Annotated in this window: 14 protein-coding genes and 7 tRNA genes; 7 read left to right on the forward strand and 14 right to left on the reverse strand. The window is 33.9% G+C overall.

Annotated features, from left to right (window positions below):
• Positions 1-235 precede the first annotated feature (235 nt).
• The 7 genes from CIGNP91_RS00420 to CIGNP91_RS00450 are packed head-to-tail and all read left to right on the forward strand — an operon-like array spanning position 236 to position 6,216.
• Positions 236-1,285, forward strand: coding sequence for a flagellar basal body P-ring protein FlgI (locus tag CIGNP91_RS00420; protein WP_086238560.1), 1,050 nt, complete (start codon positions 236-238; stop codon positions 1,283-1,285).
• On the forward strand, positions 1,285-1,578 hold the full coding sequence (locus tag CIGNP91_RS00425; protein WP_179186957.1) for a rod-binding protein: 294 nt from the start codon (positions 1,285-1,287) through the stop codon (positions 1,576-1,578). Before CIGNP91_RS00420 ends, CIGNP91_RS00425 begins: the two co-directional genes overlap by 1 nt.
• A 60-nt stretch (positions 1,579-1,638) precedes the next feature.
• The gene (locus CIGNP91_RS00430; protein ID WP_086253070.1) at positions 1,639-1,839 is read left to right on the forward strand and encodes a flagellar biosynthesis anti-sigma factor FlgM; all 201 of its coding nucleotides are present in this window, start codon (positions 1,639-1,641) and stop codon (positions 1,837-1,839) included.
• A gap of 37 nt (positions 1,840-1,876) precedes the next feature.
• Positions 1,877-2,320, forward strand: coding sequence for a flagellar export chaperone FlgN (gene flgN, locus CIGNP91_RS00435; protein WP_086224077.1), 444 nt, complete (start codon positions 1,877-1,879; stop codon positions 2,318-2,320).
• 1 nt (position 2,321) lies between these two features.
• Positions 2,322-4,178: a flagellar hook-associated protein FlgK gene (gene flgK, locus CIGNP91_RS00440; protein ID WP_086224078.1), complete on the forward strand. Its 1,857-nt coding sequence runs from the start codon at positions 2,322-2,324 to the stop codon at positions 4,176-4,178.
• Positions 4,178-4,951 carry a TIGR02757 family protein gene (locus CIGNP91_RS00445; protein ID WP_086224079.1) on the forward strand — a complete coding sequence of 258 codons (774 nt, stop codon included), beginning with the start codon at positions 4,178-4,180 and terminating at the stop codon, positions 4,949-4,951. The genes flgK and CIGNP91_RS00445 overlap by 1 nt, the downstream gene beginning before the upstream one ends.
• A gap of 50 nt (positions 4,952-5,001) precedes the next feature.
• Positions 5,002-6,216 carry a glutamate-5-semialdehyde dehydrogenase gene (locus CIGNP91_RS00450; RefSeq protein ID WP_086241122.1) on the forward strand — a complete coding sequence of 405 codons (1,215 nt, stop codon included), beginning with the start codon at positions 5,002-5,004 and terminating at the stop codon, positions 6,214-6,216.
• Here CIGNP91_RS00450 and CIGNP91_RS00455 read toward each other — a convergent pair whose 3' ends face one another.
• The 14 genes from CIGNP91_RS00455 to argH all read right to left on the reverse strand — a co-directional run bounded on the left by CIGNP91_RS00455 (position 6,217) and on the right by argH (position 15,960).
• Entirely contained in the window at positions 6,217-8,583 is a 2,367-nt protein-coding gene (locus CIGNP91_RS00455) for a tetratricopeptide repeat protein (RefSeq protein WP_086253071.1), read from the reverse strand.
• Between the two features lie 11 nt (positions 8,584-8,594).
• Positions 8,595-9,839 carry a serine--tRNA ligase gene (serS, locus tag CIGNP91_RS00460; protein ID WP_086253072.1) on the reverse strand — a complete coding sequence of 415 codons (1,245 nt, stop codon included), beginning with the start codon at positions 9,837-9,839 and terminating at the stop codon, positions 8,595-8,597.
• A 9-nt stretch (positions 9,840-9,848) separates the two neighbouring features.
• On the reverse strand, positions 9,849-10,817 hold the full coding sequence (gene trpS / locus CIGNP91_RS00465; RefSeq protein ID WP_086224083.1) for a tryptophan--tRNA ligase: 969 nt from the start codon (positions 10,815-10,817) through the stop codon (positions 9,849-9,851).
• A gap of 3 nt (positions 10,818-10,820) precedes the next feature.
• Positions 10,821-11,357, reverse strand: coding sequence for a shikimate kinase (locus CIGNP91_RS00470; protein WP_272888518.1), 537 nt, complete (start codon positions 11,355-11,357; stop codon positions 10,821-10,823).
• Positions 11,341-12,726 (reverse strand): ribosome biogenesis GTPase Der, encoded by a 1,386-nt coding sequence (gene der / locus CIGNP91_RS00475; RefSeq protein WP_086253073.1) that lies wholly within the window; start codon positions 12,724-12,726, stop codon positions 11,341-11,343. Before der ends, CIGNP91_RS00470 begins: the two co-directional genes overlap by 17 nt.
• A 475-nt stretch (positions 12,727-13,201) precedes the next feature.
• Positions 13,202-13,278, reverse strand: a tRNA-Asp gene (locus CIGNP91_RS00480).
• A 19-nt stretch (positions 13,279-13,297) separates the two neighbouring features.
• Positions 13,298-13,373 (reverse strand) — tRNA-Val (locus CIGNP91_RS00485).
• A 6-nt stretch (positions 13,374-13,379) separates the two neighbouring features.
• A tRNA-Glu gene (locus CIGNP91_RS00490) sits at positions 13,380-13,456 on the reverse strand.
• Between the two features lie 10 nt (positions 13,457-13,466).
• Positions 13,467-13,542 (reverse strand) — tRNA-Lys (locus tag CIGNP91_RS00495).
• 5 nt (positions 13,543-13,547) lie between these two features.
• Positions 13,548-13,624, reverse strand: a tRNA-Asp gene (locus CIGNP91_RS00500).
• A gap of 19 nt (positions 13,625-13,643) precedes the next feature.
• Positions 13,644-13,719: transfer RNA gene (locus CIGNP91_RS00505), tRNA-Val, on the reverse strand.
• A gap of 4 nt (positions 13,720-13,723) precedes the next feature.
• Positions 13,724-13,799: transfer RNA gene (locus tag CIGNP91_RS00510), tRNA-Lys, on the reverse strand.
• Positions 13,800-13,948: 149 nt separating this feature from the next.
• Positions 13,949-14,290, reverse strand: a complete 342-nt coding sequence (locus tag CIGNP91_RS00515; RefSeq protein WP_180383189.1) for a helix-hairpin-helix domain-containing protein — start codon at positions 14,288-14,290, stop codon at positions 13,949-13,951.
• Positions 14,291-14,568: 278 nt separating this feature from the next.
• Positions 14,569-15,960: an argininosuccinate lyase gene (argH, locus tag CIGNP91_RS00520; RefSeq protein ID WP_086253074.1), complete on the reverse strand. Its 1,392-nt coding sequence runs from the start codon at positions 15,958-15,960 to the stop codon at positions 14,569-14,571.
• Between the last annotated feature and the right edge of the window lie 14 nt (positions 15,961-15,974).

Genomic DNA, 15,974 nt, shown 5'->3' on the forward strand with positions numbered 1-15,974 from the left:
ACTTTGAACTTTTACATAAATTGGTGGGGCTAAAGCCTTTATTCTCGCAACAAAGCCAGCGATAGTTAGTATCGCTGTGCCTTTATGTTGCTCGGGTTCTTTAGTGGCGACTTTGTTGCCACGCTAAAAGAACATTAAAATAAATTTTTATATAAGATAATCAACCTTATTAAATTTGGAATAAAAATTGCTTTACATACAAGAAATTATTTGAATTTACAAATAAAGGACTTGTATGAAAGCGATTAAAATATTACTTCTAGCATTATTTATGGCACTTAGTGCACAGGCTGCTATGATTAAAGAGTTAGCTAGTGTTGTAGGTGTTCGTGATAACCAACTAATCGGTTATGGATTGGTTGTTGGTTTAAATGGCACAGGCGATGGTAGTAGTAGTGAATTTACCATTCAATCGCTATCAAATATGCTTCAAACGGTCAATGTCAAAGTCGATCCAAATGATATCAAATCTAAAAATACAGCTGCTGTTATGGTTACAGCAAAGCTTCCTCCTTTTGCTCGTCAAGGTGATAATCTAGATGTTACAGTTAGTTCCATTGGTGATGCTAAAAATTTAATTGGCGGAACGCTTTTGCTTACAGCACTTAAGGGTGTTGATGGTGATATTTACGCTCTAGCTCAAGGCGCTTTAACGCTTGGTGGCTCAACTGCAAAAGGCGGAAATCATCCAACGGTTGCAACTATAATGGATGGTGCTTTGGTTGAAAAAGAGGTAGTATATGATATCTATAATAAACCAAATGCAAATTTAAGTCTAAAAAATTCAAGCTTTCAAACTGCAATAGATATGCAAAATACTATCATATCTAAATTTGGTGCTGGTTCGGCAATGGCGCTTGATCCTAGAACCATTACTTTAACTAAGCCATCTGGTATTAGTATGGTGGAGTTTTTAGCTAGTGTGCTAGAGACTGATATGAACTATAAGGCTGAAGAGAAGATTATAATCGATGAGCGTACAGGTACGGTAATAAGCGGCATAAATATCAAGGTTGAGCCTGTTATAATCTCTCATGGCGCTATTACAATTCAGATTGATGGAAGCGGATTTGATCCGGCTGCACCTGCTGCTGGTGATGTAGATATCGGTAATGTAGCGATTAATACTAATACAAACACAATTAAAATGAATCAAGGAAATGTCACAGTAGCTAATATCACAAGGGCTTTAAATAAGCTAGGTGCAACACCAAAAGAGATTATAGCAATTATTGAGAATTTAAAACGAGCTGGAGCGATCCAAGCTGGCGTGGAGGTGATATGATGAGAGTAGATACTAGCGCAGCACTTAGTGCGTATAATGCTGCAAGTACGCAAAATATAGGCAATACAAAACCTGTTGATGATGTAGCGCTTAGAGAGCAAACTGATGCTTTTGAGGCATTTTTGGTTAAGGAGGTTTTAGATATTGCATTAAAAAATGAAAATCCGCTATTTCCAGAAGATCCAGGCGATAAGATTTATAACTCTATGTATAATGATGCAATGAGTAAGGCGCTAAGTGGTGGATTTGGATTTTCTGAGTTGTTATATAATTTTTTAAAAGAGAGAGCCTAAATAAAAGTTGAATTTTTCCGATTTAGCTTAAATAAAATAATTAGCTAAAAAGGATTTACGATGATAGGTTCTATAAAAGCAGGTGCTATTTATAATAGCATTGTAACACCAAAAAACGAAGAGAAAAAAAACGAACAATTAACACAAACTCAAAGTAGTGGTAACTCTAAGATAAAAGAGCTAACTGCGATGATACAAAAAGGCGAGTATAAAGTAGATATAGACGTCCTTTCTAAAAAAATCGCAGACTCTTTGATCTAAATTTAACTGCTTCTTTGAGTAATCAAAGGAGCAAAATATGGTAAAACACTATCTAGACGAGGCTATATCGGAGCTTGGTGAATTAATAGCAATCACTAAGCAAGATATAGAAAATATTCAAAAAGCTGACCACTCACATGTAGATGACCACAGCAAGAAAAAAACCGAATTAGTCCGAAAATTTGAAAAAACTAAATCTCAGCTTGATAATGAATTAGTCAAACTAGCTCAAGCTAATGCTGGTACAGATTTAGCTAGTATATTATCTGATGAGATAAAAGATAGATTAGCTCAATTAAGAGACTCATTAGAAACTCTCCAAAAATTTAATAAAGAGTATGCTAAATCAGTAGTTGTGGTCAAAGAATTCTATGACTCACTACTAAAGACAATGCTAGGCGCACAAAATCCAAGCTCATATGGAGATGGGACAAAATCTAGCCTAGCAGATGCTGAAAAACTACTAAAATTAAGGATTTGATATGGGAATTTTTGATTCTTTATACACAGGCGTGAGCGGTCTAAATGCAGCTCAAATTCAAATTCAAGTAACAGGGCAAAATATCACCAATGTAAATAGTGATTACTATACTCGCCAAAGGGTGGTTCAATCAGCTGCTAATCCGCTTCATGCAACTCCTGGCGATATTGGGCTTGGAACTAGAGTTGATACGATTGTAAGGATTCATGATGAATTTACCTTTACTAAACTAAAAACTGCATCATCAAATAAAGAGTGTACATCTTATAAAGAGGATATTTTAAAAGAGATTACTCAAAGATTTCCAGATTTGCAAGATACAGGGTTGCTAAATGATATCCAAAACTACTATCAAGCGTGGAATAATTTTGCTTCTCACTCATATGAATCTAGTCAAAAAGAAAATTTGCTAAATATTACAAATACGCTAACTCATAGAGTAAATGATACTGCGCTTCAGCTACAGACTATACATAAAAGTATAAATGATGATATCGTAATAGCAGTAGAGGAGATAAATCGCTTAGGTCAGCAAATAGCAGATATAAATAGGCAAATTCAATCAGTTGAGGGTAAAAGTGGCTCAGTTAATGCTAATGATCTAAGAGATAAAAGAGACCAGCTAGAATCTACAATGGCAAATTTAGTTAATATCTCAACATTTAAAAATGATATTATGTCTGATAGTAGATATGGTGGTGCAATGACTGACCAAGGCAAAGATTATACTCTAGCAATTGATGGTATAACGCTTGTTGAAGGGGTAAATTTTCACCCATTAAAGCTAGATACGCAAGCTTCTAAAGATGGATTTGCTACTATATACTATGAGTTAAATGATGAAACTAGAGTAGAAATGAGTAATAAAATCACTAATGGCAAACTAGGTGCTATGCTTGATTTGCGTGGTAGAAATGTAGATGAGCATGGTGAATTTATGGATGGAACTATTACTGATTTTAGAAATAACCTTGATACATTTGCTCAAACTATGATTGTTCATACTAATAATATCTATGCGTTATCAGCTCAAGATAAGATGCATAGTATAGATTTAAAAGATATGGATAAGGATATGACGCTACAAAACTATAGCTCATATATACAAAGTGGGAGCTTTGATGTAGTTGTCTATAATGCTTCAGGCAAAGAGGTCGCTAGAAAATCTATAAATATCGATGCATCAACTACTATGAATGATACAACACAAGGAACATCAATCGTTTCGCAGTTTAATTCAAATGTCGATGGTAATGGCAATAATAATACAAATGATGATTTAGATGATTATTTTGAGGCGATTTATACATTTGACCCAAAAATAGGAATGGGAAAACTAGGCTTTATTCCAAAAGGTGCTGAGGGTGAATATACAATCTCAATTGAAGATAATGGGACAAATTTTGCTGGTGTTTTTGGTATGAGTCAGTTCTTTGAAGGAACTAAAGCATCAAATATGCAAGTTGAACAAAGTCTAAGAGCTGATAGTTCTAAAATACAAGGTAGCAAAGCTCCAATAGATGGCGATAATACTATGGCAAATGAGATGGTATTGCTACAAACTAAACAAGTAGATTTTATCAATAAAGATGGTAGTATAAAAAATGAAACAATCAGCGGATATTATCGTTACTTAACATCAGATATCGCTGGTAGAACTGAATCAGTAATTGCACTAAACTCAACTAATCAATCTCTATATGCTAGTGTATATGCTGAGCATCAAAGCATTAGCGGGGTAAATATTGATGAAGAGTTATCAAATTTAATTCGTTTTCAAAGTAGCTATGGCGCAGCAGCAAAGATCATAACTACAGTCGATCAGATGTTAAATACGCTCCTATCTACAAAACAATAATGAATAGACTAAAACTCGCCCTAGATGATGAACTCTCTAGGGCAAATACTACAAATGGCCTTTATAGTGCTGCTGATCCACTTCAAATCGCTACTAAATTTAAAACCGATCCAGTAATAACGCTTATTTGTGCGCTTTTTGCTTATGGTAATGCTAGGGCAATTGTGAAGTTTTTAAGTGGATTGGATTTTAATATTTTAAGCTTAAGCGATAAGGATATTTTAGATATTACTTTGGAGAAAAAATATATCTATAGATTTCAAAATAGCTTAGATGTGGCGCAAATTTTTGTAACGATGGCAAGAGCTAAAAGGGAGTTAGATTTAGAAAATATAATACAAAAAGGTTCTCAAGATAGTGCTATTATTTATGGTATAAATATGCTTATTAATGAAATTTATAGGCTTAATGAGTACCGCTCAAGTGGGTATGAGTTTTTCTTTGGTAAAGAGTTTAAAACTGAACCTAAAAGCCCATATAAACGCTATAATATGTGGCTTAGATGGATGGTAAGAGATAGTGATATTGATCTTGGATTATTTAAAAATATTAATAAATCAAATTTAATCTTACCGCTTGATACACACACTCACAAAGTAGCTCAAGCAATTGGCCTATGTAGCCGCAAAAGCTATGATTATAAAGCAGCTAAGCAGATTACTGATAATTTAACTCTATTTGATCCAAATGATCCAATTAAATATGATTTTGCTTTATATCGCATAGGTCAAAGCGGTAATTTACAAAAATTTTTAGAACGCATAAAAGGGTAAATTTAATAAAAACTTGCTAATATAATAGCTAAAAATTAAGCGAGTAAAATATGGAAAATAGACTAAAAGAGTTAAAAAAAGCTACTAAAAAATTACAAATTTTAAATCAAAACCAAAGAGCAAATTTAATACAAAAAATAGCTGATGTAATAGAAAATAATATAGCTAAAATTATGGAAGCTAACGCAATAGATTTACAAAATGCTAAGGATTTAAGTCCAGCTTTGCAAGATAGATTAAAGCTAGATGAAGTGCGTATAAAGTCTCTTGCAGATGGGATTAGAGATATAGCAATGTTAAAAGATCCAATTGGTAAAATTCACGATGGCTGGAGTGCTAAAAGTGGATTAAAGATAGAAAAGATTAGCGTTCCACTTGGCGTGATTGCTATGATATACGAATCTAGACCAAATGTCACAGCTGAAGTAGCTGCTCTTGCTATTAAAAGTGCTAATGGCTGTGCATTAAAGGGTGGCAAAGAGGCTATAAACTCAAATTTAGCCCTTGCAAGTATAATCAAAAATAGCCTAGGTGAGTATGGTGGCTGTATAGAGTATTTTGATATTAGCAGAGATGAGGTGCTAGAGTTTATTAGAATGGATAGATATATAGATTTAGTAGTTCCTAGAGGAGGGGAGGGGCTGGTAAAATTTGTAAGTGCTAACTCCTCTATACCTGTATTAAAGCATGATAAGGGAGTCTGTCATATCTATGTTCATAAGGCTGCAAATATTCAAAAAGCATTAGATATCTGCGTAAATGCCAAATGCTCTCGTCCAGGTGTTTGCAATGCTGCTGAGTGTGTGCTAGTTGATGAGAGTATTGCTGCTGATTTCTTGCCACTATTAAAAGCCAGACTTGATAAATTTAGTGTAAAAATTCACGGCTGTCAAAAGAGTGTTAATATAATAAATTGCTTTGAAGCTACAGACAAAAGCTATTATAATGAGTATTTAGATTTTGAGCTGAATTTAAAAATTGTAGGTAGTTTGTATGAGGCGCTAGATCATATTGATGAATATAGTAGCGGACATAGTGAAGCGATTATAAGCGATGATTATGCTGCTTGTGAGGAATTTTTAAGCCGTGTTGATAGTGCGTGTGTCTATGCAAATGCTTCAACTAGATTTAGCGATGGGGGAGAGTTTGGCTTTGGTGCAGAGGTTGGTATTAGCACTTGCAAAATGCATGCTCGTGGTCCTGTAGGCGTAGATGAACTAACGACTTACAAATATATTATTAGAGGTCAAGGCCAGATTAGATAACTACTCTAGCCTAAAGGTGAAAAATTGGCTGTGATATTTGCTATCACCTAATCCACTATACTGTGTGATGGCTGCGTCAATATTTCCAACTTCTTGATATAAAAATCCAAGTGCTAGCCTAGCCTCGCTATAGGTTGGGTTAGTAAGTTTAGCAAGTTCAAGATAAGCTATGGCACTATCAGGATGATTTGCCCCAATACTTGCAACGCTGGCTAAAAATAGCGTGTTTGCATCCTCTTCTTTTTCAGTATTTACTAGCTCATTATAGATAGTATAGGCCTCTTCATAGTGTCCTGTAAATAGGCTTAAATATGCTAATGTGTGTAAAATATCCTTAGTATTATCAGATGAGATTTTTAAGTCTTTAATAATACTTTCACGCTCTATATTTAGCAATCCTGCGATTTGTAAAAGTTTAATATATTCAGTTTTGATAATGGTTGCACCGCCATAGAGAGTACCTTTATCTAGTTTGGTTGTTAGGAATTTAACTTGGATATCTTTAGCGTAGTTTTTGATATTTTTTACATCAAAACGAGTAACTGAGTAGATTATATTAGTTAGTACATCGTTTGGTAGCTTTTGGTTTAGCTTATCAGTAGCTAAGATTACAATATCATTTCTATCTGTAATATAGGCACATATAATGTTAAATACGATATTTAACACGCTTTCATTATAGTTTTTATCTAGCCAATCATTTAGTGCGCCTTGATTTCCTTGGGTTAGCTGAATCATTGCTTTATAGATATTATCTTGGTCTAGATTTGTATCTGTATCCATTGTATCCATTACTTCTTTTGTAAGGCGCTTAGCATCTCTACCTATCATTTTAGCAGCCATTATAGCGTATGCGCCAGCTATGTAGTTAGATGGGTCTAGGTGATAGCTAGTTACAAAGTGCTTATATGCTTGGGCAAAATCGCCTAACTGAGCAAATGTAAGAGCTAGATTAAACTGAACAATTGAGTGGTTTGGATATAGTTTTGTAATCTCTAAAAAGTCGCTATTAGCTTCTCTTAGTTTATTATTTAGTGCTTTAAAAATCGCTTGAGATAGCATTACATTAGCTTTAGATACTATACCACTAGTCTCTAGATACTCATCAGCTATACTACTTTCATCAACAAATAGGCTCAAGCCACCTTTTCTTATATATTCGATTGTTTGCTTAGGATTAAAGGCCTTGTATGGAGTGAAATAAAATAGAATTTGATAAAGGCTATTTTGGTCAAAAAATTTAGTTAAATCATAGTTATTTTGGGCTAAATTTATATCAAAAAGCTCTGGATTTAAAACTGTCTTAATAGGATATGTATCACGTACAAAAGTGGAGTTAAAATCATTTAACATTTTTAAAGTTTTAGCTGCTGAGCCAAATTCTCCTGTTTTTAAATCAATTAGAGATATGGCTAGATATGTTGATGGAGCATTTTTTTCATCAACTAGCGCTTTATTTAGATACTTTTTAGCCTCTTTATACTCTCCAAGTCGTGCATGAAGAAGTCCAAGAGGCAGGCTAATATCATAATCTTCAACTGCTTTAATAGCTTGAATAGCCTCTTGATCTTCGTGTAGGTAGCTTAGAATTTTTGATCTAAGATACTCTTTTTGACTGGTATAGTATTTTGAATTTGATAAATCTAAAGCATGTAAAGCTTCTATATAGTAGCCTCTATAGTAGTTTACAAGGGCATTATAAAACTCATATAAATTGACATCACTATCTCTATTTATAAAGGCATTAGCTAAATCAATATAGTATTCAAAAAGCCTTTCATCATTAATTTCTAGTGCGCAAACGGCTACATTTATAGCACTTACGGCTATATTTTCATTATTAGCAATAGCATCTTTAAATGAATTAATCGCATCTTTAAATAGCCCTTGATTCATCTTTGATACGCCTAAGTTGTAGTTTGATAGAGATTCGTTATAAACAGCAATATTTTCATATATTTTTAGAGCTTCGGCTTTGTTCCCGCTCTCGTAGAGTTTGTTAGCTTTAATTAACATACTATCTATTTTTGAGCTTTGGAATTTTTGAGTTATGGTTGGCGGTGTGATAAGTTTTGGCTCTTCTAACTCTATAACTTGCGATTCTGGTTCATCTGAGCCAGAAAATGCCGCAATTAAAGCAGTAATGAGTAGAATAAAAATTAAAATGCTAGCGCCAATTAGCATTAAAAGCTTTTTGGTTAGTTTGAATTTAGATTTAGCCCCCTCAGACTCTTGAGGTGTCTCCTCCTTTGTCTCTTGCTTTTGCTCCTTGGCTCTCTCATCAGAAGACTCTATTGGAATTATATCTTCATTTGGGTCTTTTTCTTGGATTACTACTTCTTGTTGTTCTTTTAACTCATCTGCCATTTAAATTCCTATTAGAAATATTTTTTGAGCACTTCTGGAATTGTTATGCTACCATCGCTATTTTGATAATTCTCCATTATAGCAATTAGCGTCCTACCAACTGCTAGGCTAGAGCCATTTAGCGTATGTGCTAAGATATTTTTCTTATCATCTTTGTATCTGATTTTGGCTCGTCTAGCTTGAAAATCACGAGTATTTGAAATAGAGCTAATCTCTCTATATTTGCCCTGACCTGGTAGCCAAACCTCTAAATCAATTGTCTTAGCCGCACTAAAACCCAAATCCCCACTACACAACATCATATGGCGGTGCGGTAAACCAAGAGCACTTAGCATATCACTAGCACAACTTACCATCTCATCTAGCATAGCTTCGCTACTATCAGCTTTGGTGATTGCTACTAGCTCTACTTTTTCAAATTGATGCTGTCTTATCATCCCCCTAGTATCACGACCCGCACTTCCGGCCTCTTGTCTAAAGCAAGATGAGTAGCAAGTCATCTTAATAGGCAATTTTTCAGCAGGAATAATCTCATCATTATAGATATTAGTTACAGGCACTTCGCTAGTAGGGATTAAATAGAGATCTTCTCCATCTACTTTATATAAATCATCAGCAAATTTAGGTAACTGTCCAGTACCATATAGTGTGTTAGAATTAACCAAAAATGGCACATTAACAAGCTCAAATCCACGGCTCATATTAAAATCAATCATAAAATTTACAAGCGCTCTTGATAGCCTAGCCCCATCACCCCTAAGAACTGTAAATCTACTCCCTGATATCTTAGCCCCAGTAGCAAAATCTAGCCAACCAAGCGCTTCACCTAATTCATGATGCTCTTTTGGCTTAAAGTCAAATTCCCTAGGACTCAAAACGCTTAAAATACAGACATTATCATCTTCATCCTTGCCTAATGGGACATCATCATCAATGATATTTGGCACACTTTTGGCAATTTTTTCTAAATTTAATTCTAGCTCATTGACTATATTTGATAGAGTTTGAAGCTCTTTTTTATTGATCTCTAGCTGAGCTTTTAGCTCGCTTACATCTTCTTTATTTTTAGCTTTTATGCCAAGTTCTTTACTCTTTGCATTTTGTATGGCTTGGATATTTTCAAGCTCAAGCCTTTTGGATTTAAGGTTATTGTAAGCTTCTAAAAGCTTAGCTAGCACCCCATCATCTACTTTTTTGGCTTTTAATTTGGCATTTAATTCATCATAATTTGTCTCGATTAATCTTAAATTTATCATCTTTTTTCCTTAATAAATTCCTACAGCATCTCTTACTTTTGCCATAATCTCATCAGAGGTTTTTTTGGCCTTTTTAGCACCGTGATGTAGTATATCTATAATCTCATTTTGATTATTCATATAGTATTGAAATTTCTCTCTAGCAGGTGCGAAATAGTTCCATGTAAGCTCATTTAAATACATTTTAAAATGGCCATAACCTTCACCGCCTTTACTATATCTATCTTGTAAATTTGCTTGTTCTTGTTCATTTAAAAATAGTTTGGCAATTGCGTAAATATTGCAGTTTTGCCAATCTTTTGGCTCTTCTAAAGGAGTACTATCAGTTACAATTGAGCTACACTGCTTTTTTAGTGTTTTAGCGTCGCTGAATATATCAATTGTATTTTTATAGCTTTTACTCATTTTAGCTCCATCTGTACCTGGTACGGTAGCTACATTTTGAGCAACTTGTGCTTCAGGTAGAGTAAAAATTTCCCCATAAGCATTATTGAATTTAAGTGCTAAATCTCTAGCTATCTCTACATGCTGAATTTGATCTTTGCCTACTGGAACTTTTTGAGCATTAAATAATAATATATCAGCAGCCATTAATACTGGATAACTAAACAGCCCGTGATGAGCCTCTAATCCTTTGGCAACCTTATCTTTATATGCGTGTGCTCTCTCTAATAATCCCATTGGAGTAAGCTGAGATAGTATCCAGTAAAGTTCTAATACATCTTTGATATCACTTTGCACCCAAAATGTAGAACGCTGCGGATCTATCCCTAAAGATAAAAAGGCAGCCGCAGCTTCTAATGTATTGGCTTTTAGGCTTTTTGCATCGCTTAGAGATGTCATTGCGTGGTAATTAGCTACAAATATAAACATCTCATCATCGCTATTATTTTGTTTTTCAATCATAGGTTTAATGCTAGCAAAGTAGTTGCCTAGATGAAGTTTGCCAGAGGGCTGAAGTCCTGTTAGAGTTCTCAAATTTTATCCTTTTAGATGTTTGCGATTTAGTAGTTTAATGATTTTAGCAGCTACTTGCTGTGGAGTTTTATCCTCTACATTTATGATAAGATCAGCTTTTTTAGCATATGCTTCATCTCGCTCTTTATGCAAGGCTTTGGCTCTATTTAAGTCGCTTAGAAGTGGTCTTTTGGCTAGTTTTTTATCTGCATTTGGAGCATTTAAAATACGCTCCATTATCTTATCAAAACTTGATTTTAGGTAGATTACCGTGCCTATTTTGTTTAAATTTTTAACCTTATAAAATCCACCACCAGTAGAAATTACTACTCCATTTACCGATTTTTCTAGAAATTTAGCTAAATTTTTCTCTATCTTTCTAAACTCAGCCTCACCATCTTCTTCAAAAATTTTTTTAATTTTTTTATTAGCAAAGCTCTCTATTAAATCATCTCCATCAATAGCAAAAACTCCCATTTTGCGTGCTAAAACTCTAGCTACGCTACCTTTGCCAACACCCATAAATCCTATTAATATTATATTTTTATATGTCTGTCTCACTTTTACCCTTATTTTTTGGTATTAGAACTACTGGAGTCCCATTTAGATTAAATCTCTCTCTAAGCTTATTTAACAAGTATCGCTTATAACTAAAGTGTAAAGATCTTGGTTTATTCATTACCAATGCAATTTTAGGAGGCGCAAACCCAAATTGAGCCGCATAAAAAATCTTGACAATCTTACCATGATCTCTAGGAATTGGGTGAGTTCGCACAGCCTCTTCTATTAATGCGTTTAGTTCAGAGGTTTTAATCCTTTGTGTGTAGTTTTGATATATCTCTTGGATTAAAGGGTAGAGCTTGTGGATTCTTTTGCCACCAAGGGCTGAAACGCTTATAATTGGAGCGTAAGCTAGGAATTTAAATCTATCTCTAATCTCAAAGGCTACCTTATCAAACTCACCATGATCCTTATCCCATTTATTTAGTACAATGATTACGCCAAGCTCAAATTTGCCAACTAATCCAGCTATTCTCTCATCAAGCTCAGTAAATGGCTCACTAGCATCTAAAACTAATAGCGCTATATCTGCTACTTCTAAAATCTTTTGAGTGCGATTTAGAGCGTATTTTTCTATACCTTCTATCTTTCCGCGCTTTCTAATGCCAGCAGTATCGACAAACTCAAAAACTCTATCATTATATACAAAGCTCTCATTTACCGGATCAATTGTTGTGCCAGCAATACTACTAACTACGGAGCGATTATCATTGACAAGTGCGTTTAATAGGCTTGATTTACCTACATTTACACGACCTACGATACCGACTTTGATGTTTTTATTTTCATAATCTATGGCTTTATTATCAAGGTCTAGTTCGCCTTGTTCATTAAAATCTTCTAAAAACTCATCAAAATCATCAGTATCGGATTTTAAATTTGCTTGTGGTAGCTGCTTGTAAATCCACTCGCACAGCTCATCAACCCCACTAGCGTGGCTTACAGAGATATTAAATACTACGCTAGCACCAAATTCATTAAATTCCCAACTACGCTCTTCATCTTTTTTGCTATCTACTTTATTTATTACTAGCGCTATTGGCTTATTTAGCTTTAATAAACTATAAAATAATTTTTTATCTGCATCATCTGGTAGCATCTTTCCATCTACCATAAATATTATTATATCAGCACATTTTGCAGCATTTAGAGTATTGTTTTTGACATTGATAAAAAGCTCATTACTATCATCTATTCCACCGCTATCTATGAGTATGCAGCTTTTATCATCGATTTGAATTTGAGTTTTATTTGTATCTCTGGTAGTGCCGCTAACATCGCTAGTTATGGCAATTCTTTGCTTTGCTAGACGATTAAAAAGCGAGCTTTTGCCGACATTTGGACGGCCTACTAGTATCACTTCCTTCATAAGTTTCCTTGAAAATTATTGGGATAGATTATATCTAAAAGCGTATTAAGCATTTATAAAATTGGAATTTGAGAGTGCAATTTTTAGACATTTATGCAGAAAATCAAAATGATTTTTTATAAATTTCATATAATAGATTTTAAAATATTGCATATTATAACAAATTTAGTTGTTATAAAATAGGCTTTATATAAGTATTATTAGTAACTGTAATAAGTATGGCAATTTATATTAATTTACTTTTTAAATCAACAGTAATTGCAAATTTAATACTATAAAATACTGATTAAATGAATAGAGCTTAAATTTTGTAAATTAATATTTATTAAAGATCACTATAATTGTTAAATCAATAATATTTTTTGTAGTAATGATTAATTTGATAGATTAGAGTAAAAAAAATTATCATTTAAAATTTATATAACGAATAACTTACTAAAACAACCAAGACATTTTAAATTTTGAATGAAAAAGATGGCGCGGCGGACGGGGCTCGAACCCGCGACCTCCGGCGTGACAGGCCGATATTCTAACCAGCTGAACTACCGCCGCACCTAAATTTAAGAATAAATGGTGGTCGCTATAAGACTCGAACTTATGACATCCACCTTGTAAGGGTGGCGCTCTACCAACTGAGCTAAGCGACCTTGCAATGGCGACCCTTGCAAGATTTGAACTGGCGTTTTTGCACAGAGAATGCAATGTCCTGAGCCGACTAGACGAAAGGGTCTAATAAAAAGTGGTGTCCTGTGTTGGATTCGAACCAACGGCCACCTCCTTAAAAGGGAGATGCTCTACCGGCTGAGCTAACAAGACACGAATGGCGCGGCGGACGGGGCTCGAACCCGCGACCTCCGGCGTGACAGGCCGATATTCTAACCAGCTGAACTACCGCCGCACCTAAATTTAAGAATAAATGGTGGTCGCTATAAGACTCGAACTTATGACATCCACCTTGTAAGGGTGGCGCTCTACCAACTGAGCTAAGCGACCAAAGTGGTGTCCTGTGTTGGATTCGAACCAACGGCCACCTCCTTAAAAGGGAGATGCTCTACCGGCTGAGCTAACAAGACACTTAAAAAATGAAGTTGAATTATACAAAAAATATTTCTATTTGTCAAGGCATAAAAGCAAATTTTAGCTAAAATTTGTTAATTTTTTTATTTTAGCTAAAATTTGGATACAAAAGTAGTCAAAATCACTACAACTATGTCAAATTTAACTATTTTTTTGTTAAATTATTATCTTTGTTGACTTTGTTGTTGTCTTTTTTAGTTAGTTTTTTATTTTCTTTGTTTAGACTTTTTAAATTTGTTGTATTAGTTGCACCACTTGTAATTAGATCTATTTTGATATTTTCGTAAATTTTATCACCTATTCCAGAGACATTTTTAATCTCATCAATACTATTAAATTTGCTTTTTTGTCTGTATGATATAATCGCTTCGGCCTTGCTTTCGCCAATACCTGGAAGCTCCATTAGCTCATTTTTACTGGCTGTATTAATATTTATGGCTGCCCACATCATACTTGCACTAATTGCAACTATAGCTAACGCTTTCATTAACTCTCCTTAAAGTAAAATAACTTTATTATATCAAATTTTTATTATTTTTGTGAAAAAAATTAATTAAAATTAGATAAAATTTAACTAATTTTTTACCATATTTATTTTTTGGTTTAAGTTTATATTTTAAATTATTAAATTTTTAATAAAAAGCTTCAGTTGAAATTATAATTTAACGTCATAATATTTCAAATTAAAAGATTATTATGCTACGCCCATGATGATAAAATTTGATAAAAAGATATTTTGTAGCAAAATAGGGCGTAGCAAAGTTGTTATATTTCTTGTGATTTTATAAATTTATCAATTAGCTCAAGCTGGATATCTACACTATAATCACTTGTTCCTCCAAGGCTTTTTCTAGCCTCTTTAGAACTTTCTAGCGTTAAAAGTTCTAAAACATCGGTACTAATATTAGGCTCTATACTTTGTAACTCATTTAGACTTAACTCACTTAAATCTTTGCCAAGACTTTCAGCTAGGGCAACACATTTACCAGTTATAAAGTGTGCTTGACGGAATGGAATAAACTTTTTCTTGACCAAATAATCAGCTAAATCAGTAGCGCTTAGGTGTCCAATTTTAGTTGCTTTTAACATATTTTCTTTATTAAATTTAACTTCTTCTATCATCGCATTTAGTATAATTAGTGAGTTCTTGGCATTTTTTACGCTATCAAATACACACTCTTTATCCTCTTGCATATCTTTATTATAAGCTAGTGGTAGAGATTTCATAGTAGTTAGTAAAGATATTAAATTACCATAAATTCTACCAGTCTTACCTCTAATTAACTCAGCCACATCTGGGTTTTTTTTCTGTGGCATTATGCTTGAACCAGTGCTAAATTTATCACTAATTGTAATATATCCAAACTCACTGCTACTCCATAAGATTAATTCTTCGCACAATCTAGAGGTGTGGGTAAATACTACGCTAAGATTAAATAATAACTCTAATGCAAAATCTCTATCACTTACACTATCCATCGCATTTGGCGTAATACCATTAAAGCCTAATTCATTAGCAACCATCTCGCGGTCAATTGGGTGTGGTGTTCCAGCCATTGCACATGATCCAAGTGGGCTTAGATTGTTGCGTTTGTGGCTACTAATAAGCCTATCATAATCCCTACTAAACATAAATGCATAGGCTAGTAAATGATATGCTAGACTAACGGGTTGAGCGTGTTGGAGATGCGTAAAGCCTGGCATTAGGGTAGATTTATGTTCTTTAGCGATACTATTTATAGTTTTAATAAGATTTAAAAGTAGTTTAGCTAGATCTAAATTTGCTTCTAAAACAAAGAGTCTAAAATCAAGAGCTACTTGATCGTTTCTACTTCTTGCAGTATGTAATTTACCGCCAAATTCAGCTCCAATAATTTGGCTAAGTCTTTTTTCAACTGCCATATGTATATCTTCATCGGCTATGTTGAATTTAAATTCTCCATTTTCTATCTCAGATTTTACTTGATCTAAACCTTCTAAGATTTTATTTACAGCCTCATCTTCAATGATTTTGCATTTACCTAGCATCTTTGCGTGAGCTTTTGAACCAGCAATATCTTGAGCATACAGCTCTTTATCAAATTCAATCGATGCGTTAAAAGCTTCTAATAGCTCACTACTAGCCTCGCTAAATCTACCTTGCCACATTTTTTGCATGAAAAGAATCCTTA

This window comes from Campylobacter sp. P091, from assembly GCF_002138935.1.
GTDB classification, from domain to species: domain Bacteria; phylum Campylobacterota; class Campylobacteria; order Campylobacterales; family Campylobacteraceae; genus Campylobacter; species Campylobacter devanensis.